This is a genomic window from Embleya sp. NPDC005971, from assembly GCF_040629175.1.
Lineage (GTDB): Bacteria > Actinomycetota > Actinomycetes > Streptomycetales > Streptomycetaceae > Embleya.
Genome location: NZ_JBEXUX010000031.1, coordinates 42,172 through 66,835, shown reverse-complemented (window position 1 = coordinate 66,835; position 24,664 = coordinate 42,172). Strand labels below are relative to the sequence as shown.

Genomic DNA, 24,664 nt, shown 5'->3' with positions numbered 1-24,664 from the left:
CCCATCGCCCCCATCGCCCCGATCGCCCCGATCGCCCCGAACCCCGACCAGCCGCCCGAACCGGGACTTGCTCGCCGCCCGGGCGAACCGGACCGTCCGAGCCGGTGGTTCGGGGCACCTCAGCGGAGCAGCGGGATGCCGCCGGCCAGGGTGACGCAATAGACGAGCGTGTACAGGGAGTACGTGAGCCGGTCCGCGGCCGGTGTGCGCAGGGTGAGCACCCGCCAGGCGACCGTCCAGGACAGTCCGGCGACCGGGACCAGGCAAAGCAGGACCTCGGCGCGGTCCACGCGCGAGGCGTACAGCAGGATGTGCACGATCGCGGGCATGGCCAGTATCAGAACTGCCAGATATCGGCGACTGGTTCGCTCACCCAGCAGCATGGGGAAGGTGCGCCGGCCGATCATCCGGTCCCCGTCCAGGTCGCGCAAGTCCTGCATCTGCAGGCCGAGTCCGCCCAGGACGACGGCGAGCGTGAGGATCCAGCGCCATGCCGTCGCGTCCAGGGGCGCGATCTGCTGCCAGGCCGCCGCGAGTTGCACGATCGCACCGGGGACGATGATGGCGTCCCGGGTCGGTCCCCAGCGACTGACCGGGGTGAAGTTGTTCACGACGGTGATCGCCTGCCACAGGAGGGCCCACCACAGCACCCCCAGGGTCCAGCCCAGGAGGGGGAAGACGGCCATCGCGACCAGCCAGCGCCGCCAGGCTCCCGCTCGGCTGACCAGCCCCGAGGCCAGGGGACGGTCGGGTTTGTTGGCCTGGTCCTCGCGAGGGTCGGCGCCGAGCTGGTTGGCGACGCAGAAGATGTAGATGAACAACGTCAGGTAGACCGCCGCGCGGGCCAGCGCCCGACCGGTGGCCGCGGCGTCGGCGTGGCTGTGCGAGGCACCCGCCAGGACGAACAGGCAGCCGGGAAGCAGCGACGCGGTCAGATCACGATAGACGAACCGCCAGGTCACCAGGCCCTCGCGGGTGAACGCCGGGCGTTGCCGGGACGGTGTCGCCGCGGTGGGTGCCCTCATCCGGCACCTCCCTCCTCGTGTGGGCCGGGGTCAGTGGCTGCGACGGATGGTCAGGTCCGCGAGGGCCAGGAGGTCGCCCGCGGCGCTCGGATCGACGCCGGACCGGGCGAGGTGTCCCGACGCTTCGTGCAACTGGCCGGTGGCCCGCTCCAGCGACCAACTCCGGCCGCCACAGCGGTCGATGAGCCGGGCGGCATGCGCCAGGTCGGACAACGACAGCCGGCCCGGTCGGGAGTACAACTCGGCCAACTCGTGGGCGCAGGGCGCTCCGGACCGCAGGGCCGCCACCACGGGCAGCGACTTCTTGCGCGCCGCCAGGTCGGCGTACACGGGCTTTCCGGTGATCGCGGGATCTCCCCAGATGCCGAGAATGTCGTCCAGGAGTTGGAAGGCGACGCCGATCGCCCGGCCGAACCGGTCGAAGCACCGGGCCTGGGCCTCGGTACCGCCGCCGTAGCGAGCGCCCAGCGCACACGCGGAGCCCAACAGCGACCCGGTCTTGCCCTCGGCCATGCCCAGGCATTCGTGCAGCGACACATCGGTGCGCTGCTCGAACGAGCAGTCCTGGTACTGCCCTTCGCACAGTTCGATCTCGCAGGTCGTCAGCGCGCTCTGCGCCATGGAGAGGTGTTCGGCGGGCCCCTCGGCCAAAACGTGCGAGGCGAGCGCCTGGAGCGCGTTGCCGGCCAGCACCGCGTTCGTGGTGCCGAAGACCTTCCAGGCGGTGGCCCGTCCGTGACGCATGGTGTCCCGGTCCATCACGTCGTCGTGCAACAGCGTGAAGTTGTGCACGAGTTCCACCGCCACCGCCGCGGGCATCGCCATCTCGGCGGTGCCTCCGACGGCGGCGGCCGCCGCGAAGACGAGCGCCGGCCGAAGCGCCTTGCCGCCCGCTTCGCCGGGGTGGCCGCGCTCGTCCCGCCAGCCCATGTGGTACTCGGCGGGCCGTCGCACCCCCGGTGGGAGTCCCGAAATGCAGCGGCGCAGTTCCGGGTCGACGATGCGACGGGCCCTCGTCAGAAGCAGACGGCCTGCCTGACGGGGGCAGTCGAGGGACAGGCTTGCGGGCATGGGCATGCGTCGGCTCCAGGTACGGTCACGTCCGCTGGAGATGCAGCGAAGGCCACTCGGTGATCCACCCATAAGATAGGTGATGGCCGAAAAGGGTCATGCATTCTTCTGTGGCCCCTTCGGGTGATACGGGTCCTCGGCGCGGTGCGCGGTGCCGCAACAGCCTCCGCCGGTCGGTTCGTTGCGGCCATCGGTGACCCGGCCGGCGACACGTCGTTAGGCGGTGCATGTACGCCATCGGAACCGTCGACCGCAGCTTCCTGGGCATGCCGGCGACCCAGCCGCCGATCACCGGATTCTTCCTCGACTTCCGGGGAACGCCACCCCCCTTCGAGGCACTGGCCCGGCGTGTCGAGCAGCGGGCGGGTGGGCTGCCCGCTCTGACACACCTGCTCCCCGGGGACGCGAAACGGTGGTGGCCCGTGCGAACCGGCGCCCCGGACCTCGCTGTTCATCTACGGCACCAGGTGCTCCCGGCGGGCGACGAGGTTCTCGCCGACGCGTGCGACACGCTCCTGAGCGATCCATTGCCCGGACCCGCGCACCCGCAATGGGACTGCCGGCTGCTCACCCAGGAGTCCGCTCCGGACCGGTTCCGCCTGTGCTTTCGCATCCATCACGCGTTCCAGGACGGCGTCGGCGGGGCGTACAGCACCCTGGCCCTCTTCGCGGACGACCCCGCCGACGGTCCGAGGTTGTATCCGGCGGCCCGCGCCAGTCCCGCGACGATGTTGCGGATCGGTGCGCAGATGTACGCGCCGCTCCTGTCCGCGACCCCCGGATGGGCCGGCCTGCACCCGCCCGCCGACGACTCCGGGCGGCGTTGGAACCACCACGACGTCCCGACGGCCCGCCTGCGCGACCTCGCCGAGACGCACCACGCCAACGTCAACGACGTCTGCCTGGCCGCCCTCTCGCTCGCCCTGAAGTCCTGGGACGCCGGCCCGGCCCCCGTCCACCCGCCGGAGCCCGCTCACCTCTTGGCGGTCATGTCCACCCGGCAGCCCCACGAAAGGCACGCCCCCGGCAACCGCATCGGCGGATACCGGATCGTGCTTCCCGGCACGGCGACCACCCTCGACGCGGCGGTCGCCGACGTACGCCGGCAAAGCGATGTGGTGCGCCGCGGCGACCGCCGGGACGCCTTCCGGGCCCTGCTCGGCCTGCCCGCGCTCCTGTGTCCCGGCCCGACGATGTTGCGCACGATGCTCGGACGCCGGGTGTACCCCCTCGCCGCGAGCAGCATCACCTTCCCCGAGACGTTCGGCTGCTTCGGCGCCCGCTTCGACGCGGCCTCGATGTTCGTCAACGTCGGTGACGCGAGCCCGGTGTACGTCTCCTTCACCCGTACCCCAACCACGGTGCGCTGTACCGTGGTTGCCGACCGGCCCCGGGCCCGGGCGATCACCATCCCGCAGCACTGGGCCCGGGTCCTGACCGGGGGAACGCCGTCCGCGAGCGGGTTCAGCGGACCGGCACCGTACGGTCGACGGCCCGCAGACGAAGCGAGTGCGGGCTGATCGTGGCCGCCGCGCGCACCCGTACCGGCCGATCCGACACCGAGGTCAGTCGCCAGCGACGGGTGATGGCGACCAGCGCCAGGACGGCCTCGGTGAGGGCGAACCGGTCGCCGATGCATTTGCGGGCCCCGGCGCCGAACGGCAGGAACGCGTGGCGCGGCGGCGCGGGGCGCGAGGGATCCCACCGGTCGGGATCGAACCGTTCGGGCGCCGGGTAGATGTCGGCCCGGTGGTGGATGAGATAGGGGCTGTACGCGACGACGGCGCCCGCAGCGAACCGGTGGCCCCCCAGGACGGTGTCGGTGGTGACCCGCCGAGTGGTCAGCCACACCGGTGGGTAGAGACGCAAGGCCTCGCGGACGACGCGACCGGTGAACACCGCCCGGTCGGGACACACCCGCCCATCCGGTCCGGCGGGCTCGCAGCCGTCGACCTCCTCGTGCAGGCGGGCCTCGATCTCCGGATGCCGGGACAGCAGATGCAGCACCCACGACAAAAGATTCGCATTGGTTTCCGCGCCGGCAACAAAGAACGTGATCATCTGATCGCTCAGCTCGGCGTCGGACAGCCCACCGCACACCGCGTCTTCGGGACTGCGCGCGCCCATCAACGCGGACAGCAGATCCCCCCGGTCCTCGCCGCGTACGCGATACCCGGCGACGACCTCGTCCAGCACACACCGCAGGCGGGCCTGTGCCGCGTCGTAGCGCCGCTTCCCGGCGGTCGGCAGCCGACCGAGAGCCGGCGGCAGAATCGCCCGCGTGTAGCTCTCCCGCACCACACAGGTGAGGTCTTCGACCGCTCTGTCCACCGCCCCGGGCGACAGCGCGCTGGAGAACATCGTCTCGGCCAGCGTCCGCACCATCAGCGAGAGCATCTGCGGCATCACGTCGAGGATCCCACCATCGCGCCAGCCGTCCACGGCCAGCCGATTCTGACCGACCATCGCGGATGTGTATCCATCCAGTCGCGCGGGTTGGAAAGCCGGCTGGGCCAGCCGCCGCCGACGGCGGTGCGCGTCACGCGGACAGGTGAGCAACCCACCCCCCAACAACTCGCGCGCCCCGTCGTAGGCCGGTCCGCCCTTGTCGAAAGTCCGGTCGTCCAACAGCAGTTGCCGAGTCAGTTCCACATCGCACACCACCACGGTGTCCACCGCACCCAGGCGGATCCGGACCAGATCCCCGTGCGCGGGAAGAGACCTGAGGAACCCGAGCGGATCACTCAACAGTTGCCCACCGTGCCCGACCAACGGCCATCCGCCGGGCGCCCTGGGAATTTCGTCGACCTTCACAACCGCCTGCACCTGTACGCGCTTCTTCCCACGAACCAACCCACCCGAGCGAGCCCGCCGATCGAACCCCGACCGCAACCCCAGCACAACCCGACGCCCGACCCCAACCCCACAGCCGAGAACCACCCGAACGGCACAGCTCCCCGAGCGCCCGGCAGCCGGTTCGACTCCTCGTGCCGTCCCCCGACGAGCAGCCGACCGCCCGAAGCGGGCCGCGTGTCGAGTACGGAGAACTCCCGTGTCGGAGAGGCAGGTTACTGTCTCCGTTCATTGGGGCCGGTCGGAGCACCTTCGAGGTCCGCGGTCATGGGGGGTGGGGCCGGATGGGCACAACCGAATACCGGAAAGTCCACGCAGTGGAAGCCCTGCCGGCAGCCATACCTCACCCCCCTCCCGCGCCCCACCGCAACGCCGGGTTTCACCCCTTGGCGGGACGGCGAAGCCCCGCCGGAACGCGCGGGTTCCGACGGGGCTCGGTCGGGCCCGTCAGGGGCATGGCGGGTGTTCGTGGGCTCGGGGCCTCACATGATGCGGAGGCGTTCCATCGTGCCGTCCTCGGCGCGCAGGAAGATCTCGTAGCCCTCTTCCTGGCGTTCTTCCATGTAGGCGTAGACCTGGACCGCGCGGTTGACGATGTCGCTCTTGTTCATCTCTGTTCGCCGCATCAGATATGTCATCGCCTTTTCCGCAGCCGAGATCAGTGCGACGGAGAAGCGGGATCGGGCCTGCCTGTCGCCGGAATCCTCCACCGTCGATCCTTCCTTGCCCACGCGTGGTGAGGGTCGCCTCTCGGCTGCCGTTCTCGCGGTCCTCGCGGCCATGAACTCTCCTACCTCAGTGAAATGTTCGCTTCAGGTAGCTATGCAATTGTTGTTCTGATATCTGCCGAGGCGTGGCTAAATCATGTCATGAACGCGCCGTTGGAACGTCGGATCCACGTCGCGAATACGCCCGTCCGAAGGATGCAGGACGTCGATTTGCCGCGATCCGAGCACCCTCGGGGCACCCTTCCGAGGACGCGCGGGCGTCCCGTCGCGGTCCTCTTGGCGTCCTGTGGCGGCAGCTCACGCATCACTCGGATGTGTGATTGATGCGATAGGTACGTTCGAGGGAAGCTGGACTGCAACCTCGACACTCGGCCGAACCCCCACCGGAGCCCCCTCCGACGCGCCGGGGTCCGAGCACTTTCCCAAAGATCTTGAAACCCGGAGTGGACGCAACGCGCCGCGCAAACGGGATAACGACGAAGGCATTTCACGCCTCCTGCGCGCCCCGGGCGTACGCCCGGTTTATCCGTAGGTCGCGTGCATCAACCGTTCGGAAGGATCGCCCCCGTGACAGGCACCACCTGGCCCGCCGGAGCCGGGAACCTCCAGCTCCTCATAGGCGTACTCGCCGTCCTCCGCGTCAAGACGGCCGGAGCACCCGCACCGCGCCCGACCGGTGCGTCCCGGCATCGCGGCCGCCCCGGGTGCGGCCTGCGCGCCACGCGCTCCGCGCGCGGGAAGGGCGGCGGACGATGAGCGAATCCCCCGAACGGATCGAGGTCTACTGGTTCGACCCCACCGACGCGGAGATCCGCGCGCTGGGCCTGGAACCGATCGACGTCCTCCATGGCCTCGACGACCTCGACGTGTTCGCCGGCATCGACCCGGCCGACCCCTTCGCCATCCCGGACCCCGCGGCCGAACCGCCCGCCCCCGGCGTCGAACCCGACCATGCCCGGCCGGACCCGGACGGATCCCTCGACGTCGACCTGACCGACCTCCTGCGCAACGACTACCACGCGTTCGCCCGGACCCACCTGCCGATCCTGACCCGCCTCGCCTACCGATTCCTGGAATCCGTGGACGACGCCGTCCAGGCCGTCGAGGACGTCATGGTCGTCGTGGACCGCCGCTGGGACGAACTCCTGCGCTCCCCGGGCCCACCCGTCGACGCCGTCGTCAAACTCCTGATGGAGCACCTGGACGACCACGCCGCCCGCTGCGCCCGGGTCAGACACGCCATGGCGCCCCACCGCAACGCCGACGAGGGCCCGCGACTGCCGGTCGAACTGCCCTGGGCCGACGAGTTCGTCGACTTCGCCCGCGCCTACCGGCCCACCCTGACCTCGCTCGCCCGCAGACGGCTGGGCTCGCTGCACCAGGACGCCGAGGACGTCGTCTCCGAGGTGATGCTCGCCATGTGCGTGCGCTGGAACCTTCTGGTCCAACACCCGAGCCCACCCCAGGCCCTGGCCTACCGCATGCTCAAGGGCAAGGCCGTCGACTGGCAGCGCCGCGCCGTCCACCGCCGCGAGGTCAGCGTCGACTTCACCGCCCCCTCGGCTCCCACGGGCGCCCGCGTCGACACCGCAGGCGATCCCGCCACCTTCGTCCCCGACCTGCACACCGTCCACCGCGCGATCTCGCTGATGCCCCGCAAACGCGGAGTCTGCGCCTGGCTGCACCTGGTCGTGGGCGTCCCCACCGCCGAGGTCGCCGACTACCTGGGGATCACCATCTCCACCGTCCGCTCCCACATCCACGCCGCCCGCCGGGAACTCACCGCCGCGCAGCACGGAACCATCCCCTACGACCCCGTCCGACCCAACCCTCCCGAGGGAAAGACGACATGAATCCTCTCGAACACGCACTCCACGAGCAACGCCGAGCACTCGACGAGGCGTTCGCCGACTACGACCCGGCCGCCGCGGTCCAGCGCCTGGCGTCGCGCATCGTGCAGGAACGGCTCGCCGCCGAGCTGATCCGACCGACCCCGCCCCGTGCTCCGTCCGCGGGCGACGCGGGCGTCGACGAGACGGTCCGCACCCGGGCGGCCGTCGAACTGGAGCACCTGTGCCGGCTGGTCGTCGCCCGCCTCGACACCACCGCCCTGTTGAGCGACTTCGTCGACCACCGCACGCCGGCCGGAGCCGTCGTGTTCGGCTGCCTGCTCTACCTGACCGGTCGGACCGAACCGGCCGCGTTCTGGTGGCGCTTCGGCGCGGGCGCCGAGGACGCGGAGGCGATGCGCTTCCTGGTCCTGCACCACTGCGTCGAGAACGATCGCTACGACGCGGCGTGGTGGACCCGGCGCATGCCCGACGCCGACCCCCCTACGCGCCCGGCGTCCGATGATTCGGATCCGGCCGCCGACACCTACGTCGCGCGCGTGGAACCGGGGATAAGAGGCGTGGAGGATCCCGACTACGGGGAGGTCTGCGTGCCGCACGCGTGGCTCAAGTCGCGTGTGCAGGCACCCGTCGAGCACTCGCCGCGGCCGGGGCAGCGCGCGTCCTGCCCGACGCCCAACTGACGGCGGAGCGCGACCGGGGGACGCGCGATGCCGGACGGCGCACCGTCCGGCATCGCCCCTCGGGCGAGCCCGCGGGAGAGTCGGCCGGGGGATCGGCGACGCGGTACGGGACGCGCGATGTCCCCGCCTCGACGGCATCGACCCGCCCCGGCCCGCTCGCGGGGGCGTCATGGAACGCGGTCGCCGGTCGACGGGAATGAACGAGCCCCGCCGGTCCCTCTTCCGGCGGGGCTCGTCCGAACGCTCCACGTGTCGAAGCCCGTCGAGTCGTCGGGCCGTCGACAGTCGTCGTCAAGGTCTTGTCGATGTCACATGATGCGCAGGCGTTCGATGTTGCCGTTCTCGTCGTGCAGGAAGAGGTCGTAGCCCTCTTCCTGCCGTTGCTCCAGGTACGCGTACACCTGGAGGGCGCGGTTGACGATGTCGTTCTTGTTGAGTTCGGTGCGTTGTAGTAGGTATGTCATCGACTTCGCAGCCGCCGAGATCAACGCGACGGAGAACCGCGGTCGCGCCAGCCTCTCGTCCGTGCCCTCCAACGTTTCCACCCCCTGGCTCGGTGGCAGCTCTCGCTGCTCGGCTGTGTGTGTGGACTTCGCGGTCACTTGCTCTCCTCGCCGCCGGTGAGATGCCCGCTATCAACAACCTTGGGTGTCTTGCCCCCATAAAAGGCAAGGCGCCCCTAAATCATGTCACGCCCCGCCTGAGATTGCATCATCAGGACACCAGGTTTACATCATCCAGGCGGCTGGGAATGGCTGAATCGCAGTCCTGACGGTGCTCAGATGCACCAGACACGTGTCAATCAGGTGCGTGTCGGGTGCATCGTCGGCCGTCGGGAAGCTAGACTCCGAAACGGAGGGGTAGCAAAAGGCGAACACAGGGCACTTCTTCGTGATCGATCATGGAGTGGCCAATAGGTCTCCATGTCCGCACCAGAAGGGCCTCTTGCACCCCATCGGTACCTACCTGCAGGTTTCCAACCTTTGCTGCAACTGGTTGACCTAGGAAGGATCGACTCCCGTCGATGGACAGTTCCACTCACTCCGTCCCCTCGGACGGAACCCCGGAAGAACGACCCGCGCTGTCGCCCGAAGTGCACTTCGAGCGCGAGCGGGAGAACTGCCGCATTGTGTACGCCCGCGGAGACCACCAACTCTCCTACGACGGACGCCCCGAGCACTCGGAACAGGCACTGCGCGCCGCCGTGGTGATAACGGCCATGCTGACCACCGTCGGCGGCCCCACCCTGCTCGTAACCCTGCTCGGGGACCACGCGCCCTGGGAGGTGACCGCAACCCTCGCGGTCTGCCTCATGTTGCTGCCGCTGTTCTACGTCCTCCACGGGACGCGACGCCGGCGGTAGTTCGCGGCACGGAACCCCATGTTCACGACGAGCGAGTAGGAGAACAATCGAAGGCACCGGAAAACCCGACCGGCCCAACACGCGACCTCGATCGCCTCTCTTGCAGCAGGGTGGGCCCGCATAGACGGAACGCCCCGCCGGCCGACCGGCCGACCGGCGGGGCAAGGCGGTCGACACCCGCCTGCTCGGCCTTCGGGATCCCGCCCGACCGCCGACCGCACGAAGATGAAACCCGGCACCGGGGCGGCGCCGGGAGCTGATCGGCGAACTCGCCCAACCGGTGGGCGCGCATCCGCTACAAGAGACCTTCCGGGGCCCAACCGATGGTCGCGTTGTATCCGAGCGACCGGCAGGCCGAGGCATTCGACGCCTTCCGCGCATGGTGCGCGTTGTCGCGGGAGCAACTCGGGGTCGATCTCGCGGCCGGGCAGGGCGACTTCGGGCTCGCGTGAGGAGATCGCAACACGGTGTCCGACGCCCGCCGGTCCGGCCGGCCCTACCTCCGCCCGGGATCCTCGCTCCCCGTGTGCCGACACTGCAAGGCAACTCCCTTTCATTGCAAGCCCTTTTTGGTTCCGGCGACTCTCACCGAGTGGCTATACGAGGGCGGCATCGCGGATCCCGCCCGCGAGGCGGGCGCTCGGCCCGCCCGCTCGGGGCGTTCGCTCGCGCCCCGGAGCGGAACCGGAATCGGCGATGGATGACGAGCGCTTTGGCACGTGCTAACTTTTGTTGGCAGGTGCCTAGGTAAGGAGGGCGCATGACAGCTACCGAGTCAGCGGGAGATCGGCTGCTCCTGGTGTTGGCCACGCTGGCCAACCCGCACCGATTGCGGGTACTTGGAGCCCTCACCGGCCAACGGCAGTACGTGAGCGAACTGGCGCGCGAACTCGGGGTGAGCCGGCCCCTGCTCCAGGTGCATCTGCGCAAACTCGAACACGCCGGGCTCGTCTCGGCCTCGATCGAGGTCTCGGAGGACGGCAAGGCGATGAAGTTCTACGAAGTCGTGCCCTTCGACGTCCGGCTGACGCCGCAGGCGATCGCCGAGGCGGTCGCCACTCTCGACACGACAGTGAAAGGAGCAAACGCATGAGCTCCAGCGACTGGCAGGAGGTCATCGGTGTCATCGGAGTCTTCGCTCTGGTGACCAGCGTGATCACGGTGGGTATCTGGCAGCTCGCCGCGACGTGGCGGGCAAAGGCCCAGCTTGCCCGGGAAGGCGAGTACCGCTCCATTGCCGACCGGGCCGTTCTGGCACAGGAGGGAACGGAGCGTCGACTGACCGCCATCACCGACCAGTTGACGCAGGCCAGGGGCCAACTCGAGACGGTGCAGGACCGACTGGAGTCGGTCGAGCGGATCCTCAAGGAAGTCGAGTAACCAACCTGTTCCAGGTCGCCGAGCGGCAACTCGGCGACCTGGTGCGAACAAGCGTCACCTCGCCCGAGGGCGAAGTTCTGCGGATCACTCCCCCTTCGACCTTGTGGGACGACGCGCCGCTGCCCGTCCGGCTGTTGCGCACGTCGGCGGCTGGCGGGGCTGACCATGGAGCGCTACCGCGCGACCGGCGAGACAGCCAAGGTGTCTGCGACCGCACATGTGAGGAAGTGCCGCCCAACTGCTACCGCTTCGGCCCGATCGAGGATCCGATCACCATCGCCTTCTCGCTCCGGAGGGGCCGCGCCCCTCGCAAGACCCTCCGCGCCCGCCCGACGCACCACGACCCGGCCGCAAGTCTTCACGCGGACGACCCGCCGGGCACCGGGGACGCCGTCGCGCCGTGAGCGTGCGGCGCCGTGTGCGATCAGGCGTACACCCGCACGGAGTTCGTCGACGTGAGGCTCGTCCACAGGCCCGAGTTGCAGTTGTTGATGTCGACGTCCCACGCCACGTTCCCCGTGCCGTCCCGCCCCGTGAACCCCTTGACCCCCGCGCCGCCCGTCTGGCAGTTCACCACAGTGTAGTCGCCGATGAGGTTGGCTACGTTGTACGTCCCGTAGCGGTAGAAGCTGTACACCATGGGGTGGTTCGGACTGTCGTCCCAGATGTCGCCCTTGTAGATGCAGACATAACCCGAGTCACAGCCGGACGTGCGCATCGAGGGCACGACGGTCGCCGCTGCCGCCGAAGCGGACGCGGCGAAAGTCACCGGCACGGCTGACCCGAGACTCGCGAGGAGCATCACCAAGGCACGGTCCCTGAGAGCCTTCCGACGGGATCGAAGAGAAATCCGGTTGACGTTCATGCACGCTCTCCCATTTCTTCCGGCAGGAATCGGCCCGTCCGGCAGTAAGACGGGCATTCACACACTGGATCCTGTGCCCGGCTCGACACCATCCCCCAACCGAGTGGTTCAAAGTCGGTCGGAATACGAGCGAAGCGCGCCACACGCCGGCGACGGATGGCGGACGAGTTCGGGTGATGTGGATCGTCGCGGCAGCCCCGGGCGACACGAGGAACGCACGCCACTGGCACCCGGCCGCCCGCCCTACCCCCGCGTCGGACGGCTTCCACAAGGTGTCCCGGCCGACCCACCTGCGCCGGGTGCGGTGGTCGGTCGGTGGTCGCCGAGGATCATCAGGGTGCGTACGCCGCCGGCCAGGGTGTCGATGGACGGGGCGCGAATACTCACCAACGCGGCACGGTAGGCGAGGAGTTCGCTCCGGCTGTAGAACAGGGCGCCGAACTCCGGCGGTTCTTGGGAACTGCGCAGTCGAGAAACCCTCCCGGCCCTACCGGGTGGTCTCCGATCGAGGCTGTTGCGTGGTGGCGCGCACCGTCGTTCCCGACCTGCTGTCGTTCGAAATCGTGCGGCGCCAGGCCGGCAAGTCGCCCCGATCCGGGACCCGCTGGGGTGGCGGCGCACCCGTGGCCTGCCCCGGAGGGCTTGCCAGGACCGGGAGTACGAGAACGGCGGCTGTGGCGGCCCACCCGAAGGCGACCTGCGATGCCGCTGCTGCGCCCGAAACCGGGAGGATGTCCGACCGGACAGCGACGCCGCGCACGGGCCGAAACGCCGGCTGCGCCTACGCCCGGAGCCGTCCTGAGGCCTGCCGCTTCCCCATCCCGGACCGCAGGTGATGGGGACATGCGACGACTGTGACCGTGCGCGGCCCGGAGTTCGCGGCGTCGATCCGTGCCGCGAATGCCACGAGGGCCGACCGGCGATGGCGTCGTGAGCGCGCACCGGAACCACTCCGCGAACCCACCGCAGCAGCCTGCTCGGCCCACCCTCCCGCAGCCGGCAAGCCGGAAGGGAACCGCGAGGCGCATCCGTTCCCCAGGATGACCTCGTTCGCCGGATCCCGCGCGCCGCGCCGGCAGCCAACACCGCGACGCACGGGCCATGTTCGCCGTTCGGGACGCTCTTTTGTCCCGTTCCATCCGACACCATCCGTGGCCATGCCATCCCGTACTTCCACGCGCACGGAACCTCGACGGTGTCGGCCGGGGTGTCAGCGGCCTCGCCCCGGGAGCAGAGGCTGGACCATCCCGGCGCGCGATGCCGGCGGGGCGTCGGCCATGCTGTGCGCGTGGAGTACGTGTCCAGAGTGCCGCGACCGCCGCTGGACGGGCTGATCGACGACCTCTACTACCTGGAGGGTGCGTCGCCGTACGCCCGGCTGACGCTGCCGCCGATGCCGTCGGCGTTGCTCATCGTCAACCTCGGGGCGCCGTTCCGCATCCGCGCCGGCACCGACATCGAGACGGCCGAGTACGCCGACGGCTGCGTGGTCACCACGCCCACCCGCGCGTTGGAGTTCGGCTACCCACCCCGGACCCGGTCCGTCGGCGTGCACTTCAAGCCGTGGGGGCCGGCACCGTTCCTGCCGATGCCCGCGGCCGAGCTGTGTGACCGGCCGGTGACGGTGGAGCAGGTTTGGGGCCGGCCCGCCATAGCCGAGCTGCGAGACCGGCTGGCCACGGCGGACGGACCGCACGAGATGCTGACACTGCTCGAGGAGGAGCTGAGGCGACGGCTGCGCGAGACCGCCGGCCTGGCGCTGGTCCGCCATACGAGCAGCGTCATCGCGGCGACCGGCGGGGCGGTGGCGATCGGCGACCTGAGCGTGGCGGCCGGTGTCAGCAGTACTCATCTGGCACAGCGGTTCAAGGAGCTCGTCGGCGTCACGCCGAAGCGGCTGGCCCGCACTCACCGCTTCGCCGCCACCGTGTTCGCGATCGACCCCGCCGGACCGATCGACTGGGGCGACGTCGCCGGTGGCGCCGGCTACTTCGACCAGGCGCACTTCGGCCACGAGTTCCGGGCGTTCACCGGGCTCACGCCGACCCGGTACATCGAAGTCCGGCGGCGGTTCCTGCGCGAACATCCCGGCCACGCACTGGACCGCTGGCCACTGCCGGCCGATTGATTTCTTACAAGAGCGACAGCTCACGACACGCTAATTTGAGGGCACCCCAAAGCAAGAGGAGGCCCCGTGGGCAAGGTGGTCATGTACGGCTCGGTGTCGGTGGACGGCTTCGTCGCGGACGAGAACGACCAGCCCGGACCGCTGTTCGACTGGTTGTCCGGCGGTGACGTCCCGTTGGACGAGAGCGGTGAGCTGAAGGTGTCGCAGACGTCCTACGACTACACCCGGCCGTACTGGGACGGGATCGGGGCGACGGTCGTCGGCCGCCACGTCTTCGACATGACGGACGGCTGGGACGGGAAGCCTCCGGGCGGGATCGACCACGTGGTCGTCGTGACGCACCGGCCGGAGCCCGAGGGCTGGGACGCCGAGGCGCCGTTTCACTTCGTCGACGGCGTCGAGGCAGCCATGGCCAAGGCACAGGAGCTTGCGGGTGACCGCATGGTCGAGGTCGCCGCCGGCGACGTCGGTGGCCAGGTGCTTGCCGCGGGCCTGGTCGACGAGGTGCGCATGGACGTCGTACCCGTCGTGTTCGGGTCCGGCAAGCGCTACTTCGGGTCGGTCCACGCGCAGCACCTGTTGGAGGATCCCGACGTGGCGATTCAGGGCAACCGGGTGCTTCACCTGCGCTATCGGGTGCGCCGTTGACCGATCCGGAGCGGGTATATGCGAAGAGGTCCACCGCCAACGCCGACACAAGATCGGGCCTCCGGCCGCGTTTGCGCGTCGCTGTCCCCGGTCGGGCAGCCGACGCCGATCCGCCCCGGCACCTCACCTGCCGCAGGTTCGACTCAAGATCCACGACCGCCCGCCGGTTCCTCGGAGTCCTACCCGCAGGTGAACGCGCCGCACCTCTTGCGGAACCACGCGCGTTGGGGATGCTCCGGGACGCGCATCGTTTCCTGACCGAGCCACTGGGCTCGTAACCGGCAACCAATGATCCGAAGCGCCGAGCCGAACCCGCCCGCCTGCGCCGGCGTGGCCTGGCATCGCAGCGTCAACGTCCGCCCGCCGGGACGCGATCGTGCGCGCCTGGGCGACCGGCGACGAACATCGGCTGGACGAGCTGTGGACCGACGAGGCGCCGGCCGATCTCGGCTCGGCCGGGGCGGCTTCGAGTCCGCTTCCGGGGTCGGATTCGCAGGCCGGCCAACTGTGTAGGGTCTCGTTGCGAGGCATGAGTATGTGCGCGCGGATGGCGTCGTCGCGCCGTGTGCCACGGGCTCGCTCGGACGGCCGGGTGCCCGGTGGCGACGGACGCCTTCGGCGACCTTCGCCGTTCGGCGGGCCCAAGCTACGGCCGGCCACTCGGTGCCGGAGACGTTCGCGGTCTCGGAGGCGTCATCGGCGGCTTTGCGGGCAGGCAGCCCGGATCGTGGCGGCGAGGCCGGCCGCGTCCTGGGTGAAGCCCGTCAGCAGCAGCTTCCCGCCGCCTTCGACCCGGATGCTCATATGCACGTCCCGGCCCATGAGCCGTCCCAGGGCGTTGTTCACCCCGTGGTCTGCCGATCGGCGGATGGCAGTCCAGGGGACCACCCGGGTCTCACCGGTCCGCCGGTAGACCAGGCCGTCCTGTCGCAGTACGAAGACCTCCCCGTGCCTGGTCGTGACCCGCAGCCCGTTGGGGAGTCCGAAGCAGATCCCGATGAGGGCACCGCCCCACAGCAGCCCGGCCAGGGTCGAGCCATCCGGCTCGTCGGTGAAGACGGTGATGGTCACCGGAACCGCAATGGCCGCGAGGGCCACGCCGACCAGAATCTCGACGACCGCGACCCACCCGCGACGGCCGTTGTCCGTCGGATGGTTGCGTAAGAAGGTGCCGAGCGCGCGTTCCGCATCCGTTGCCATGAACGTGTCCCCCTGGGATGTCTTCCGTGGCGGTCGAAGTCTGTGGCGGTGGCCGCCCGCGCCACGAAGCGACAACGGCCCCGATTATTCAGGACGCGCATCAACGGGGTCGCCTGTTCGGCGAGTTGCCCCCGATCCGAAATCCCGGACGAAATGGCAAGTTCTCGCGTACTTGGCGATGTCGACAGGTCCTGTACCTCGTACGGCTGGTTCGGTCTCATGTCGTGTGCGTGGTCTCACGGTGTCTGTCACGGTCGTTCGCGAGTGAGTGTGACGTGACTCCGGGCGGGGGTGGCCGATGGACTCGGACGATGTCGAATGGGTCCACGGGGATTCGGGTTCCGGGGCTACCGCTTCTGTGCCCTGTAGCGCTTCAACAGCGCCGTGATCGTTTCCGGGGTCGTGGAACCGTTCAAGGCGACCACGAGCTCGTCGGGACACAACTCGTACAAGTCGCCCCACCATCGGCGCGCCCTGTTGTCCCGGATCCGATAGCCGCCGGGCACTCCTCGGGCCACATACCTGCGCCGACTCAACCAAACCTCCGCCCGACCCGCGCTCACGGGAGAATCGCTCCCGGGCATCCGGTGAATGCCGGTCCGGCCGCATCGTAATCCGGTGGTGGACACGACCTCACCCGATTTCTCGTGCCGGACATCTCCACCGCCGTTCCGCGAAGCCATGTCGTTCGAGAAAAGCGGAACGCCGTGTTCTCGAACGACATGGCAACCGTCCGGCCGCGCCCGTCTCACTCGCCATCTACATTGCGACAGGACGCCGACAAGGTGCCTCCGACTACCGTCGAGGCGTCCCGCACCCAAGCGCCGGTGACAGAGTGCAGCAGGTGATGACACGGAACCCGACTGGTGGGACGGGGACTTGCACGACTTCTCGCCGTCCTGACCCGGGTCGGGCGGCACCGGTGTCCCGCCCGGCCGTACTCATGGTGTCGCGCCGTCGCGCCGCGATCTCCGCGTCGAAGGCGGCATGTTCGTCCTCGGACAGGGCCGGGCGGATCTCGCTTTCGGGTCGGGAGCCTCCACCCAGCCGGGTCGGCATGCGCGCCGGGCCGATGGGCCGCGCGTCCGCTCCGGCTCGACAGCACGCTGCCGTTGGTAGGATCGCGGGCCTGGACGATGTATCCGCGGGGGAGTGTTGTGGGCGATCAGCCGAGATGGGCGTGGTGGGTCGTGGGGATCGTCATCCCCGTGGCGGGGATCCTGGTGTCGATCCAACTGGCCACGAACTCGGGTTCCGACGACGGTAAGGGGCAGTCGACAGACACCGGCGCGGCCGCGTCGTCGGCGTCGAGTGGTGGGAAGGTGCCGCCCGTGTCCGGCGGCGGGAACGCGCCGACGGCGAACCAGCCCGCGAAGGTGCTGGCCGGACCGGTGCGCGTCATCCTCACCGAGGACGCCAACAACGTCGACCTGGACAGTTCGCCGCCGCTCGCCCAACCCGGGAATAAGGGCGGCGACGCCTGGATCGGGTTCAACCTCCCGGACCTGACACTCGGCCATGCGGGCGATGTCATCGCGATCGTTGCGCCCGAGGGGCCCGACCCGACCCGTGACGACTGTCGGCAGGCCATCGCCAAACGCGGCGCCGAAAGCAGCGGCAAATTGGCCCAGGGCATGCGCATGTGCGTCCAGACCGAGGAAGGCCACACCGCCTACCTGCGCATCACCGCCGTCCCCACCCGCAAAGCGGTCACCTTCGAGGCCACCGTCTGGGAGTGACCCGCAAGCCTGCCTCGGCGGCCCAACCAGGCCAGGCGCTCGGGCGGCACGACGCCAACCTGCGAGTTCGCGCGTCCAAGCCGACGACCCGCTGCGGAGTCACCGCCGCGGGACGAACACCCCGCCGACATGGTGCCCGCCGACACCCACACCAGCGCTGCGTGAGGCAGTCGGGTACGAGCAGCCCGCGACGAAGCCGACGGGGTCGAAGGGCCCGGAGACCACGTCGTGCCGGCCGAGCGCGGTCGTGGACGCGACGGCGACACCGGCCCGATCGGACGGCCGCGACGCGGCGCCGTAGTGGTGGCGGTCGGGGCGTTGCCGCCGGCGTTTCGGGAACGCGGTGGCCATCGTGAACGGCCCACTCGCGCACCGCCCGTGCGCGTCGACGACCAGGCGCAGGGCCCAGTCCCCGGTCCCGGTGTCGATCTCCAGCACCCACAAGCCCGGGTGAGCATCGAGGTCGAAGAGCATCCCGGCGACCGTCGAGGGCGTGGACGCCGACAACGTCGCCAACCGCCCCACCCCGTTGCCCTCGTACCGGCCGCCGTCCACCTGAGTCACCAACGCACGATCCCGAATACACCGCCGCCCGCCGCGCGCCCCGATCACGGCGGCGGCACACGACGACATCAGCCCCAGCGGGCCGCCGCAGCCCGGCCGCGAAGTCGAGCAACAGCGGACTGATCACGCCGCCCTGGGGTGTTCCCACGTTGAAGGCCAAGCCCCCGGGCGCCGGCCACGCGGCGAGCCGCTCCTCGACCCGTGGGCCTGGTCATGGCTGCGACGGAGCACCGTCGGGTCGTCGACGTGTCCGATCAAAATGCACTCCGGCGGCCGCTTCCGTCCGGTGTCGGTCCACGTTCGTCGGCGTGGGGGAGAAGAACAGGGTCCTGCTGCGCCTCGTGCACGGCGGCCTTGGCCAAGACGCGGGTGACGGCGGCCGCTCGGGCGCCGTACTGCTCGAGGTCGTCGTAACGCCGGTGCATGAACCCGCTCAGGTACAACGCCGCGTAGCCGTGGGCGGCGGCGAAGTGCTGCTCCAGCAGGTCCAGCGCGGCTTTCGCATCCCCAGCCGTCAGCGTGAGCACGAGCGGCAGGAGAAGGTCGGTGAGTTCGCGGCCGGCAGCGCTGAGGTCGGGGTCGTTGCTGCCGGTCAGCTCGCGGGCGAAGATCAGTTCCAGACCCGCGCGGCGGCGGGCCACGAAGCGCACATAGGCGGTCGCGGTGGCGGCGAGCGCCTCGACCGCGTCGTCCCCGTCGGTGGGGCCGACGGGGACGGTCGCAGTCGAGGACGCTCCCCGTCGGGAGGCGTCCGCCGCGGTCAGGGCCGCGCGAATGTCCGCAGTGAGTTCGCGAGCCGCCTCGATCGCCACCGCCATGAGCAGGGCGGTCCGACTCGGAAAATGCCGGTACGGCGCTCCCGGGCTGACCCCGGCGCGCCGTGCCGCCTCCGCCACCGACAGCGCGCCGATGCCGTTGTCGGCGATCGCTTCCAAGCCGGCCCGGATGAGCGCGGCGCGCAGATCGCCGTGATGGTACGTGGATCGAGCCATGCGACCGGTCCTTCCCTCGCAGTCCGCAGCCACCACGGTGACCCGGCCACTCTGCCTTGACTCCTATGTGAGGCTAGCATTACATTAACAATGTAAGACGGTACTTACATTGGCTTTCCGGCTGCACACGCCGTCGACGCCGCACCCCCCGCAGGTCTGCCGGAGGCGGATGTTCGGCACTTGGGAAAGCGAAAAAAGGGGGAGACTCCAATGACCGACATGACTGGAAAGGTCGCCGTCATTACCGGTAGCACGCAGGGCATCGGCTGCGTCGTCGCGCAGGATTTCGTCGCGAACGGCGTCACGGTCGTCCTCGCCGGCGCCGACCAGTCCGCGGCGGACGGTGCCGTCGCCTCGATCGGGGCCGGCCGCACCGGGCTGAAGGCGGACGTGATGCGCTCCGCCGAGACGGACGACCTCTATCGGTATGTCACAACGAGCAAGGCTGCCTGGACGCCGTGGTCGCCAACGCCGGCCTCGGCCACCACGCACCACTGCCCGCGATCACCGAGTGGCAGTTCGACCGGATCTTCGACACGAACGTCAAGGGCGTGCTGTTCACGATCCAGAAGGCGCTGCCGCTGCTCGCCGACGGAGCCACCGTCGTGATCATCGGCTACACCGGATCGACCCAGGCCCGGGTCGGCATCAGCCTGTACCGCGCATCCAAGGCAGCGGCGGCCCAGGCCGCCCGCGGGTGGATCCAGGACATCAAAGGCTCCGGCGTCCGGATCAACGTCACGAGCCCCGGCGCCGTGAACACCGAGTCACTGCGCAGCACACTCGACCAGGCGCTCGGCGCCGACGGCGTCGCAGGCGCCATCAAGGCGATGGGCAAGGACAAGCCCACGGGCAGGATCGCCGAGCCCCACGAGATCGCCCGGGCCGTCATGTGCCTGTCCGGCGACGAATCCGGCTTCATCACAGGCATGGAACTGTTCGTCGACGGCGGTCCGACCGTGCTGTAGGGCCGACGCCCACCCCCGACCGCGCCGGCCGTGCGGCGCCCGAACCGCTCCGCACGGCCCCGGACGCGCTTTCGCCTGCGCACCGACCCCCGACGTCGTCCGCCCAGGTGCCTCCACCCATGCCATCGCCGCCGTCCGCACCCGAGCGACGGACCCCTCAACAAGCGCCCGACCACAAGGCAGGACCACAACCGTGATCATCTCGGCACGCGCCCGCTCAGGCGCACCCGCCACCAAGCCGGCGACCGGCAGACGCACCGCCGTCGGCATCGCCATCGTCCTCGGCGCACAACTGATGCTGACCCTGGACACCACCGTCGTCAACGTGGCGCTTCCCCGGATCGCGACCGGGCTCAACTTCGGCCCCGCCGCGCTGTCGTGGGTGCTGAACGCCTACACCCTGGCCTTCGGCGGCCTACTGCTGCTCGGCGGCCGGCTCGGCGACGTCTACGGCCGGCTCCGCGTCTTCGAGATCGGCCTCGCCGTCTTCACCCTGTCGTCCCTGCTGGGCGGGTTCGCGCAGTCTCCGGGCTGGCTCGTCGCCGCCCGTGCGGCACAAGGAATCGGGGCAGCCCTCGCCGCCCCCGGCGTGCTCGCCCTCGTCGCAACCAGCGCACCCGACCCCGCTGCGCGCAACCGTGCACTCGCGCTCTTCTCCGCCGTCAGCATGGGCGGTGGCACGATCGGCCTACTCCTCGGCGGCCTGGTGACCGAAGCCGGCTCCTGGCGATGGACGCTGCTCATCAACGTGCCAATCGGCATCGCCATCCTCGCCTTCGCCCGGCGCTACGTCACCGAAACCCCCCGGCGCCACGAGCGGTTCGACGTCATCGGCGCCGTCTGCGCCGTCGGTGCCGCGGCCGCCGTGGTGTGGGCCGTGATCGGTGCCCCCGACCACGGCTGGACCTCGGCCCGGACCATCGGCGGGCTCGCCGTCGGCACGATCCTGTCCGCAGCGTTGGCCGTCACCGAACTGCGCATCCCCCACCCGATGTTGCGCCCGGCGCTGCTGCGCAGCCCACAGCGGCTCGGCGGCCTTGCCGTCATGGCACTCGCCGCCGCCGGACAATTCTCGATGTTCTTCCTGATCGTCCAGTACGTCCAGAAGATCATGAACTTCAACCCGGTCGAATCCGGGGCCGCCTTCCTCCCGACGACGCTCAGCATCTTCGCCGCCTCCCGTGTCGCCCCGCGTCTGGTCGCCCGCTTCGGTCAGGTACCGCTACTGCTCGTCGGCACGCTCGGCCTGAGCATCAGCTTCCTGTGGCTGAGCAACGTCGGCACCTCAAGCAGCTACGTGCTCGACGTCTGCCTTCCCATGACTCTCAACGGGGTCTCCGTCGGCTTGATCTTCATGCCGGTGACGTCGCTGGTCATGCTCGGCGTCGAAGCGCAGCACGCCGGGTCGGCCTCCGGCCTCCTCCAGACCGCGCAGCAACTCGGCGGCTCCATCGGCCTGGCCGTCATCATCTCGGTCTACGCCGCAGGTGCGGTTCCGGGCGCCTTCGTACCGGGCCTCCGCCCGGCGTTCCTCACCGCGGCCGGACTGGCCTGCACCGCCTTCCTGGTGTGCGCCTTGCTGGCGCGGAGCAATCGCCGGCCGCGTCCGGCCGCCTGACCACTCACCCCCGGAGAGCCGGCCCTCGCACCCAACGGAGGTCGGCTCTTCGCGCGGGAGGTGTCCGAACGTCGGCTCTGACCCGTAGTCCGTGGTGACGCCGAGCAGCCATCGAGGATCATGATCTTGTGACGGACGTCAACTCGCTTATGGGAACGGTGTTTTCCCGGCTTTCCGCGCCGGCCGTCGAGGACGCGACGGACAGCGGTGGCGCGGTGGTGGTCGCGGCCCCCGCCCCGACGAGGAGCACCACGCGACGTACCGCCGCCTCGAACCCCCGCTCCCAGGCCCGCCGGACCCCGTACCGGCACCGATCAACCGCACCCTCGCCCCCTGAACACCAACACGAACGCCCTTCGGGCTCGAACGCCTCGAAGGCAGCCCCACCCCGTTCACGGGACCGCTGCCCGGCGGGGTCCGGACCGGAACGCGACCCCGGCGGGGCCGGGGAACCCGGTCACCCCGCGGCCGGTGGCGTCGACGGCGAGGATGAGGTTGCCCATCGCGTACCGGGGGTCGCCGGCGCCCGTGTCGATGTCGGTCTGCACGGGCGTCGGCGAGGTCGGCGGCTCGGGTCACAGGCACGTGGCGAGGGTGGCCAGGGTGGTGGTGACGGTCGCGGCGAGGGTGACGGTGGTGGTGAACGCGGCGGCGCCGTAGGCGAGGGCCCGGGGGCGGGGGGTTCCGGCGAGGCGGGCGAGTTCGGCGGCGGCTGCGGCGGCGAGCAGGCTCACGACGGCCACCAGGGCGGTGCCGGTGAGGACGAGGGCGAGGATCATGACGGACTCCGGTGTCGTCGGGCGGTGTTGACGACTCCGACGGTGGGTGAAAACCGCGTACGGCGGTGTCCGCTCCGGTCGATGATGGTCACCGTCGGACACCGCGACGCGACCTCGGGGGGCCATGGACCGGGACGGGGACGGGGATCGCGCCGGCGCTGCGGTGGCCGAGCTGCACCGCCGGTTGCAGGACGCGCTCGCCCGTTCGCGCAGGACCAAGACGCAACTCGCGGGCCTGGCGGGCCTGGCCCGCAGCACGGTCAACGAGGCGCTGCGGCCCGGGGTCGTGCCGTCGGCGGAGACCGTCGCCGCGCTCGCCCGCGCACTCGGCGAGGACGCGCCCGCGCTTCTCGACCTGCGCCGCCGTACCGACCGCGCGGCACGACACGGGACCGGGGCGGCCGATCGGGGCGTGGCACCCCCACGACCTGGAGGTCCATCCCGCCGGCGTCGTGCCCGACGCGGACGCGCCCGGGCGCGACGGCGGAACGCTGCCCGGATACGTCGGACGCGCCCACGACCGCGCCTTGGCAGAGACGGTGGCCGCGGCCGCGTCCGGACGCGGCGCGATGGTGGTGTTGGTCGGGTCGTCGTCGACGGGCAAGACCCGGGCGTGCTGGGAGGCGGTGCAGCCGCCGGCCGACGCGGGGTGGCGGTTGTGGCATCCGTGGGATCCGACCCGGGCCGAGGCGGCGCCGGCGGATCTGGTCCGGGTGGGGCCGGAGACGGTGGTGTGGTTGAACGAGGCCCAGCACTACCTCGGCGACCCCCGGGTCGGCGAGCGGGTCGCCGCCGCGCTGCACACCCTGCTCACCGATCCGCGCCGCGCCCCGGTCCTGGTGCTGGGCACGCTGTGGCCGGAGTACGCCCGCGCCTACACTCGCCTCCCGCCCCCGGCGGCCCGGACCCGCACAGCGGCGTGCGCGAACTCCTGGCCGGGCGGACCCTCGCCGTTCCCGACACCTTCGACACCGACGCCCTGCGCACGGCCGCCGCCCTGGCCGCAGGCGGCGACCGGCACCTGGCCGACACCCTCACCCGAGCCGGCGACAGCGGCCGGATCACCCAGGACCTGGCCGGCGCCCCGGAACTGTTGCGCCGCTACCATGAGGGCACCGAACCCGAGAAGGCGCTGCTGCGCGCGGCGATGGACGCCCGACGCCTGGGCATGGGCCTGCACCTCCCCTGGGCGTTCCTCGTCGACGCCTCCGCCGACTACCTCGACGACGACGCCTGGGACACCCTCGACGACTGGGCCCAGACGGCACTCGACGAACTCTCCCGCCCGGGCCACGGCACCCACGCACCCCTGCGCCGCACCGGCCGCCCCCGACGACGCCCCACGGGCGACCCGGCGGCGAGAGGGCCGGTGTATCGGCTCGCCGACCACCTCGAACAGCACGGCCGTGCGGAACGCCGCCGGGTGTGCCCGCCCGCCTCCTTCTGGGAGATCGCCGCCGACATCGCCACACCGGACGAACTCGTCCACCTCGTCGACGGGGCGACCAGTCGCGGACGCGACCGTCACGCCGTACTGCTCGCCCGACGCGTTCGCGACACCTTCGCGCTGCGGGACCTCGCGTGGATGCGGGAGCGGGCCGGGGATCGGCAGGGCGCGGAACGCCTGTATCGGCAGGCCCTCGACGCAGGCGACACCGTCGCGCTGGGGGCCTCGCGCGGGTGCGGGAGGAGGCCGGGGATCGCGAGGGCGCGGAACGCCTGTATCGGCGGGCCGCCGACGCCGGCGACACCGCTGTGCTCCGGGACCTCGTGCGGATGCGGGAGCGGGTCGGGGATCGGCAGGGCGCGGAAGACCTGGCCCGGCGGGCCGCCGACACCGCCGTGCTGCGGGACCTCGCACTGAGGTGGGAGGACGCCGGGGACCGGGAAGGCGCGGAGCACCTGCTCCGACGCGCCGCCGACGCCGCCGTGTTGCGGGACCTCGTGCGGATGCGGGAGCGGGTCGGGGATCGGCAGGGCGCGGAAGACCTGGCCCGGCAGGCCGTCGACGCCGGCGACATCGCCGCGCTGGGGCATCTGGCTCGTGTCGTGGCCTCGGACCGGCAGCCCGAGAGCGAGATCCTGCGGTATGGATGGGAGCCCGACGGCAGCGTCTCCGCGCCCTGGTAGGCGTCCGCGCCCACGGCGACCTTGGGCTTGCCGGCCGGCCCGGTCCCCGACGGCGACCCCTCCCACGTCGCCCCGAACGC

General features: G+C 70.5%; 24 protein-coding genes and 2 pseudogenes. 15 read left to right on the top strand and 11 right to left on the bottom strand.

Going from position 1 to position 24,664, the window contains the following annotated elements; genetic code table 11:
- Nucleotides 1-119: 119 nt before the first annotated feature.
- Together ABZ374_RS25950 and ABZ374_RS25945 are read right to left on the bottom strand one after the other, a co-directional pair.
- Nucleotides 120-1,025, bottom strand: a complete 906-nt coding sequence (locus ABZ374_RS25950; protein ID WP_360315023.1) for a UbiA family prenyltransferase — start codon at nt 1,023-1,025, stop codon at nt 120-122.
- A gap of 30 nt (nt 1,026-1,055) precedes the next feature.
- A complete protein-coding gene (locus ABZ374_RS25945; RefSeq protein WP_360315021.1) occupies nt 1,056-2,102 on the bottom strand; it encodes a polyprenyl synthetase family protein in 1,047 nt (348 codons plus the stop codon).
- 221 nt (nt 2,103-2,323) lie between these two features.
- Here ABZ374_RS25945 and ABZ374_RS25940 point away from each other — a divergent pair, with 221 nt between their 5' ends.
- Nucleotides 2,324-3,616 (top strand): wax ester/triacylglycerol synthase domain-containing protein, encoded by a 1,293-nt coding sequence (locus tag ABZ374_RS25940; protein ID WP_360315019.1) that lies wholly within the window; start codon nt 2,324-2,326, stop codon nt 3,614-3,616.
- Here ABZ374_RS25940 and ABZ374_RS25935 read toward each other — a convergent pair.
- Both ABZ374_RS25935 and ABZ374_RS25930 read right to left on the bottom strand, forming a co-directional pair.
- Entirely contained in the window at nt 3,561-4,910 is a 1,350-nt protein-coding gene (locus ABZ374_RS25935; RefSeq protein ID WP_360315018.1) for a cytochrome P450, read from the bottom strand. The two genes, ABZ374_RS25940 and ABZ374_RS25935, sit on opposite strands and share 56 nt — an antisense overlap.
- A gap of 521 nt (nt 4,911-5,431) precedes the next feature.
- A complete protein-coding gene (locus ABZ374_RS25930; protein ID WP_360315017.1) occupies nt 5,432-5,680 on the bottom strand; it encodes a hypothetical protein in 249 nt (82 codons plus the stop codon).
- A gap of 749 nt (nt 5,681-6,429) precedes the next feature.
- On the opposite strand from ABZ374_RS25930, the gene ABZ374_RS25925 reads away from it, so the two are divergent.
- Together ABZ374_RS25925 and ABZ374_RS25920 are read left to right on the top strand one after the other, a co-directional pair.
- Entirely contained in the window at nt 6,430-7,530 is a 1,101-nt protein-coding gene (locus tag ABZ374_RS25925; protein ID WP_360315015.1) for an RNA polymerase sigma factor, read from the top strand.
- Nucleotides 7,527-8,210, top strand: a complete 684-nt coding sequence (locus ABZ374_RS25920) for a hypothetical protein (protein ID WP_360315013.1) — start codon at nt 7,527-7,529, stop codon at nt 8,208-8,210. The genes ABZ374_RS25925 and ABZ374_RS25920 overlap by 4 nt, the downstream gene beginning before the upstream one ends.
- Nucleotides 8,211-8,518: 308 nt before the next feature.
- Here the strand turns inward: ABZ374_RS25920 and ABZ374_RS25915 are convergent, their stop codons facing one another.
- Nucleotides 8,519-8,812: a hypothetical protein gene (locus ABZ374_RS25915; protein ID WP_360315011.1), complete on the bottom strand. Its 294-nt coding sequence runs from the start codon at nt 8,810-8,812 to the stop codon at nt 8,519-8,521.
- A gap of 422 nt (nt 8,813-9,234) precedes the next feature.
- On the opposite strand from ABZ374_RS25915, the gene ABZ374_RS25910 reads away from it, so the two are divergent.
- The 4 genes from ABZ374_RS25910 (at nt 9,235) to ABZ374_RS25895 (ending at nt 10,953) form a co-directional block, all read left to right on the top strand.
- A complete protein-coding gene (locus tag ABZ374_RS25910) occupies nt 9,235-9,573 on the top strand; it encodes a hypothetical protein (RefSeq protein ID WP_360315009.1) in 339 nt (112 codons plus the stop codon).
- A 323-nt stretch (nt 9,574-9,896) separates the two neighbouring features.
- Nucleotides 9,897-10,025 (top strand): BTAD domain-containing putative transcriptional regulator, encoded by a 129-nt coding sequence (locus ABZ374_RS25905; RefSeq protein ID WP_360315007.1) that lies wholly within the window; start codon nt 9,897-9,899, stop codon nt 10,023-10,025.
- Nucleotides 10,026-10,333: 308 nt separating this feature from the next.
- The gene (locus ABZ374_RS25900) at nt 10,334-10,666 is read left to right on the top strand and encodes a winged helix-turn-helix domain-containing protein (RefSeq protein WP_360315005.1); all 333 of its coding nucleotides are present in this window, start codon (nt 10,334-10,336) and stop codon (nt 10,664-10,666) included.
- Nucleotides 10,663-10,953 carry a hypothetical protein gene (locus tag ABZ374_RS25895; protein WP_360315003.1) on the top strand — a complete coding sequence of 97 codons (291 nt, stop codon included), beginning with the start codon at nt 10,663-10,665 and terminating at the stop codon, nt 10,951-10,953. The genes ABZ374_RS25900 and ABZ374_RS25895 overlap by 4 nt, the downstream gene beginning before the upstream one ends.
- A gap of 424 nt (nt 10,954-11,377) precedes the next feature.
- Here ABZ374_RS25895 and ABZ374_RS25890 read toward each other — a convergent pair whose 3' ends face one another.
- A complete protein-coding gene (locus ABZ374_RS25890; RefSeq protein WP_360315001.1) occupies nt 11,378-11,818 on the bottom strand; it encodes a hypothetical protein in 441 nt (146 codons plus the stop codon).
- A gap of 1,288 nt (nt 11,819-13,106) precedes the next feature.
- On the opposite strand from ABZ374_RS25890, the gene ABZ374_RS25885 reads away from it, so the two are divergent.
- A complete protein-coding gene (locus ABZ374_RS25885; RefSeq protein ID WP_360314999.1) occupies nt 13,107-13,946 on the top strand; it encodes a helix-turn-helix domain-containing protein in 840 nt (279 codons plus the stop codon).
- 66 nt (nt 13,947-14,012) lie between these two features.
- Complete coding sequence (locus ABZ374_RS25880) at nt 14,013-14,594, top strand: dihydrofolate reductase family protein (RefSeq protein WP_360314997.1); 582 nt, start codon at nt 14,013-14,015, stop codon at nt 14,592-14,594.
- A 693-nt stretch (nt 14,595-15,287) separates the two neighbouring features.
- On the opposite strand, the gene ABZ374_RS25875 is transcribed toward ABZ374_RS25880, so the two are convergent.
- Together ABZ374_RS25875 and ABZ374_RS25870 are read right to left on the bottom strand one after the other, a co-directional pair.
- Nucleotides 15,288-15,794 carry a hypothetical protein gene (locus ABZ374_RS25875; RefSeq protein ID WP_360314996.1) on the bottom strand — a complete coding sequence of 169 codons (507 nt, stop codon included), beginning with the start codon at nt 15,792-15,794 and terminating at the stop codon, nt 15,288-15,290.
- 347 nt (nt 15,795-16,141) lie between these two features.
- Entirely contained in the window at nt 16,142-16,330 is a 189-nt protein-coding gene (locus tag ABZ374_RS25870; RefSeq protein ID WP_360314994.1) for a hypothetical protein, read from the bottom strand.
- 795 nt (nt 16,331-17,125) lie between these two features.
- On the opposite strand from ABZ374_RS25870, the gene ABZ374_RS25865 reads away from it, so the two are divergent.
- Nucleotides 17,126-17,533, top strand: a complete 408-nt coding sequence (locus ABZ374_RS25865) for a hypothetical protein (protein WP_360314992.1) — start codon at nt 17,126-17,128, stop codon at nt 17,531-17,533.
- Between the two features lie 99 nt (nt 17,534-17,632).
- Here the strand turns inward: ABZ374_RS25865 and ABZ374_RS25860 are convergent, their stop codons facing one another.
- On the bottom strand, nt 17,633-18,097 hold the full coding sequence (locus ABZ374_RS25860; protein ID WP_360314990.1) for a hypothetical protein: 465 nt from the start codon (nt 18,095-18,097) through the stop codon (nt 17,633-17,635).
- A gap of 254 nt (nt 18,098-18,351) precedes the next feature.
- Complete coding sequence (locus tag ABZ374_RS25855; RefSeq protein ID WP_360314988.1) at nt 18,352-19,089, bottom strand: helix-turn-helix domain-containing protein; 738 nt, start codon at nt 19,087-19,089, stop codon at nt 18,352-18,354.
- A 210-nt stretch (nt 19,090-19,299) separates the two neighbouring features.
- Here ABZ374_RS25855 and ABZ374_RS25850 point away from each other — a divergent pair.
- The 3 genes and pseudogenes from ABZ374_RS25850 to ABZ374_RS25840 all read left to right on the top strand — a co-directional run.
- A pseudogene (locus tag ABZ374_RS25850) lies at nt 19,300-19,509 on the top strand (SDR family NAD(P)-dependent oxidoreductase); the annotation flags it as partial.
- Nucleotides 19,510-19,535: 26 nt separating this feature from the next.
- Nucleotides 19,536-20,057: pseudogene (locus tag ABZ374_RS25845) on the top strand (SDR family oxidoreductase); the annotation flags it as partial.
- Between the two features lie 193 nt (nt 20,058-20,250).
- Nucleotides 20,251-21,675: an MFS transporter gene (locus ABZ374_RS25840; RefSeq protein ID WP_360314986.1), complete on the top strand. Its 1,425-nt coding sequence runs from the start codon at nt 20,251-20,253 to the stop codon at nt 21,673-21,675.
- A 575-nt stretch (nt 21,676-22,250) separates the two neighbouring features.
- Here the strand turns inward: ABZ374_RS25840 and ABZ374_RS25835 are convergent.
- Entirely contained in the window at nt 22,251-22,454 is a 204-nt protein-coding gene (locus tag ABZ374_RS25835; RefSeq protein ID WP_360314984.1) for a hypothetical protein, read from the bottom strand.
- Between the two features lie 919 nt (nt 22,455-23,373).
- Between ABZ374_RS25835 and ABZ374_RS25830 the strand changes: the two genes are divergently transcribed.
- Both ABZ374_RS25830 and ABZ374_RS25825 read left to right on the top strand, forming a co-directional pair.
- Complete coding sequence (locus ABZ374_RS25830) at nt 23,374-24,318, top strand: hypothetical protein (protein ID WP_360314982.1); 945 nt, start codon at nt 23,374-23,376, stop codon at nt 24,316-24,318.
- Nucleotides 24,297-24,584, top strand: a complete 288-nt coding sequence (locus ABZ374_RS25825) for a hypothetical protein (protein WP_360314980.1) — start codon at nt 24,297-24,299, stop codon at nt 24,582-24,584. Before ABZ374_RS25830 ends, ABZ374_RS25825 begins: the two co-directional genes overlap by 22 nt.
- Nucleotides 24,585-24,664 lie beyond the last annotated feature (80 nt).

Coding starts and splice junctions, on each gene's coding strand:
- ABZ374_RS25895 (WP_360315003.1), top strand. CDS start 10,663: ATGAGCTCCAGCGACTGGCAGGAGGTCATCGGTGTCATCGGAGTCTTC.
- ABZ374_RS25945 (WP_360315021.1), bottom strand. CDS start 2,102: ATGCCCATGCCCGCAAGCCTGTCCCTCGACTGCCCCCGTCAGGCAGGC.
- ABZ374_RS25920 (WP_360315013.1), top strand. CDS start 7,527: ATGAATCCTCTCGAACACGCACTCCACGAGCAACGCCGAGCACTCGAC.
- ABZ374_RS25875 (WP_360314996.1), bottom strand. CDS start 15,794: ATGGCAACGGATGCGGAACGCGCGCTCGGCACCTTCTTACGCAACCAT.
- ABZ374_RS25855 (WP_360314988.1), bottom strand. CDS start 19,089: ATGGCTCGATCCACGTACCATCACGGCGATCTGCGCGCCGCGCTCATC.
- ABZ374_RS25950 (WP_360315023.1), bottom strand. CDS start 1,025: ATGAGGGCACCCACCGCGGCGACACCGTCCCGGCAACGCCCGGCGTTC.
- ABZ374_RS25905 (WP_360315007.1), top strand. CDS start 9,897: ATGGTCGCGTTGTATCCGAGCGACCGGCAGGCCGAGGCATTCGACGCC.
- ABZ374_RS25835 (WP_360314984.1), bottom strand. CDS start 22,454: ATGATCCTCGCCCTCGTCCTCACCGGCACCGCCCTGGTGGCCGTCGTG.
- ABZ374_RS25890 (WP_360315001.1), bottom strand. CDS start 11,818: ATGAACGTCAACCGGATTTCTCTTCGATCCCGTCGGAAGGCTCTCAGG.
- ABZ374_RS25925 (WP_360315015.1), top strand. CDS start 6,430: ATGAGCGAATCCCCCGAACGGATCGAGGTCTACTGGTTCGACCCCACC.
- ABZ374_RS25940 (WP_360315019.1), top strand. CDS start 2,324: ATGTACGCCATCGGAACCGTCGACCGCAGCTTCCTGGGCATGCCGGCG.
- ABZ374_RS25900 (WP_360315005.1), top strand. CDS start 10,334: ATGACAGCTACCGAGTCAGCGGGAGATCGGCTGCTCCTGGTGTTGGCC.
- ABZ374_RS25910 (WP_360315009.1), top strand. CDS start 9,235: ATGGACAGTTCCACTCACTCCGTCCCCTCGGACGGAACCCCGGAAGAA.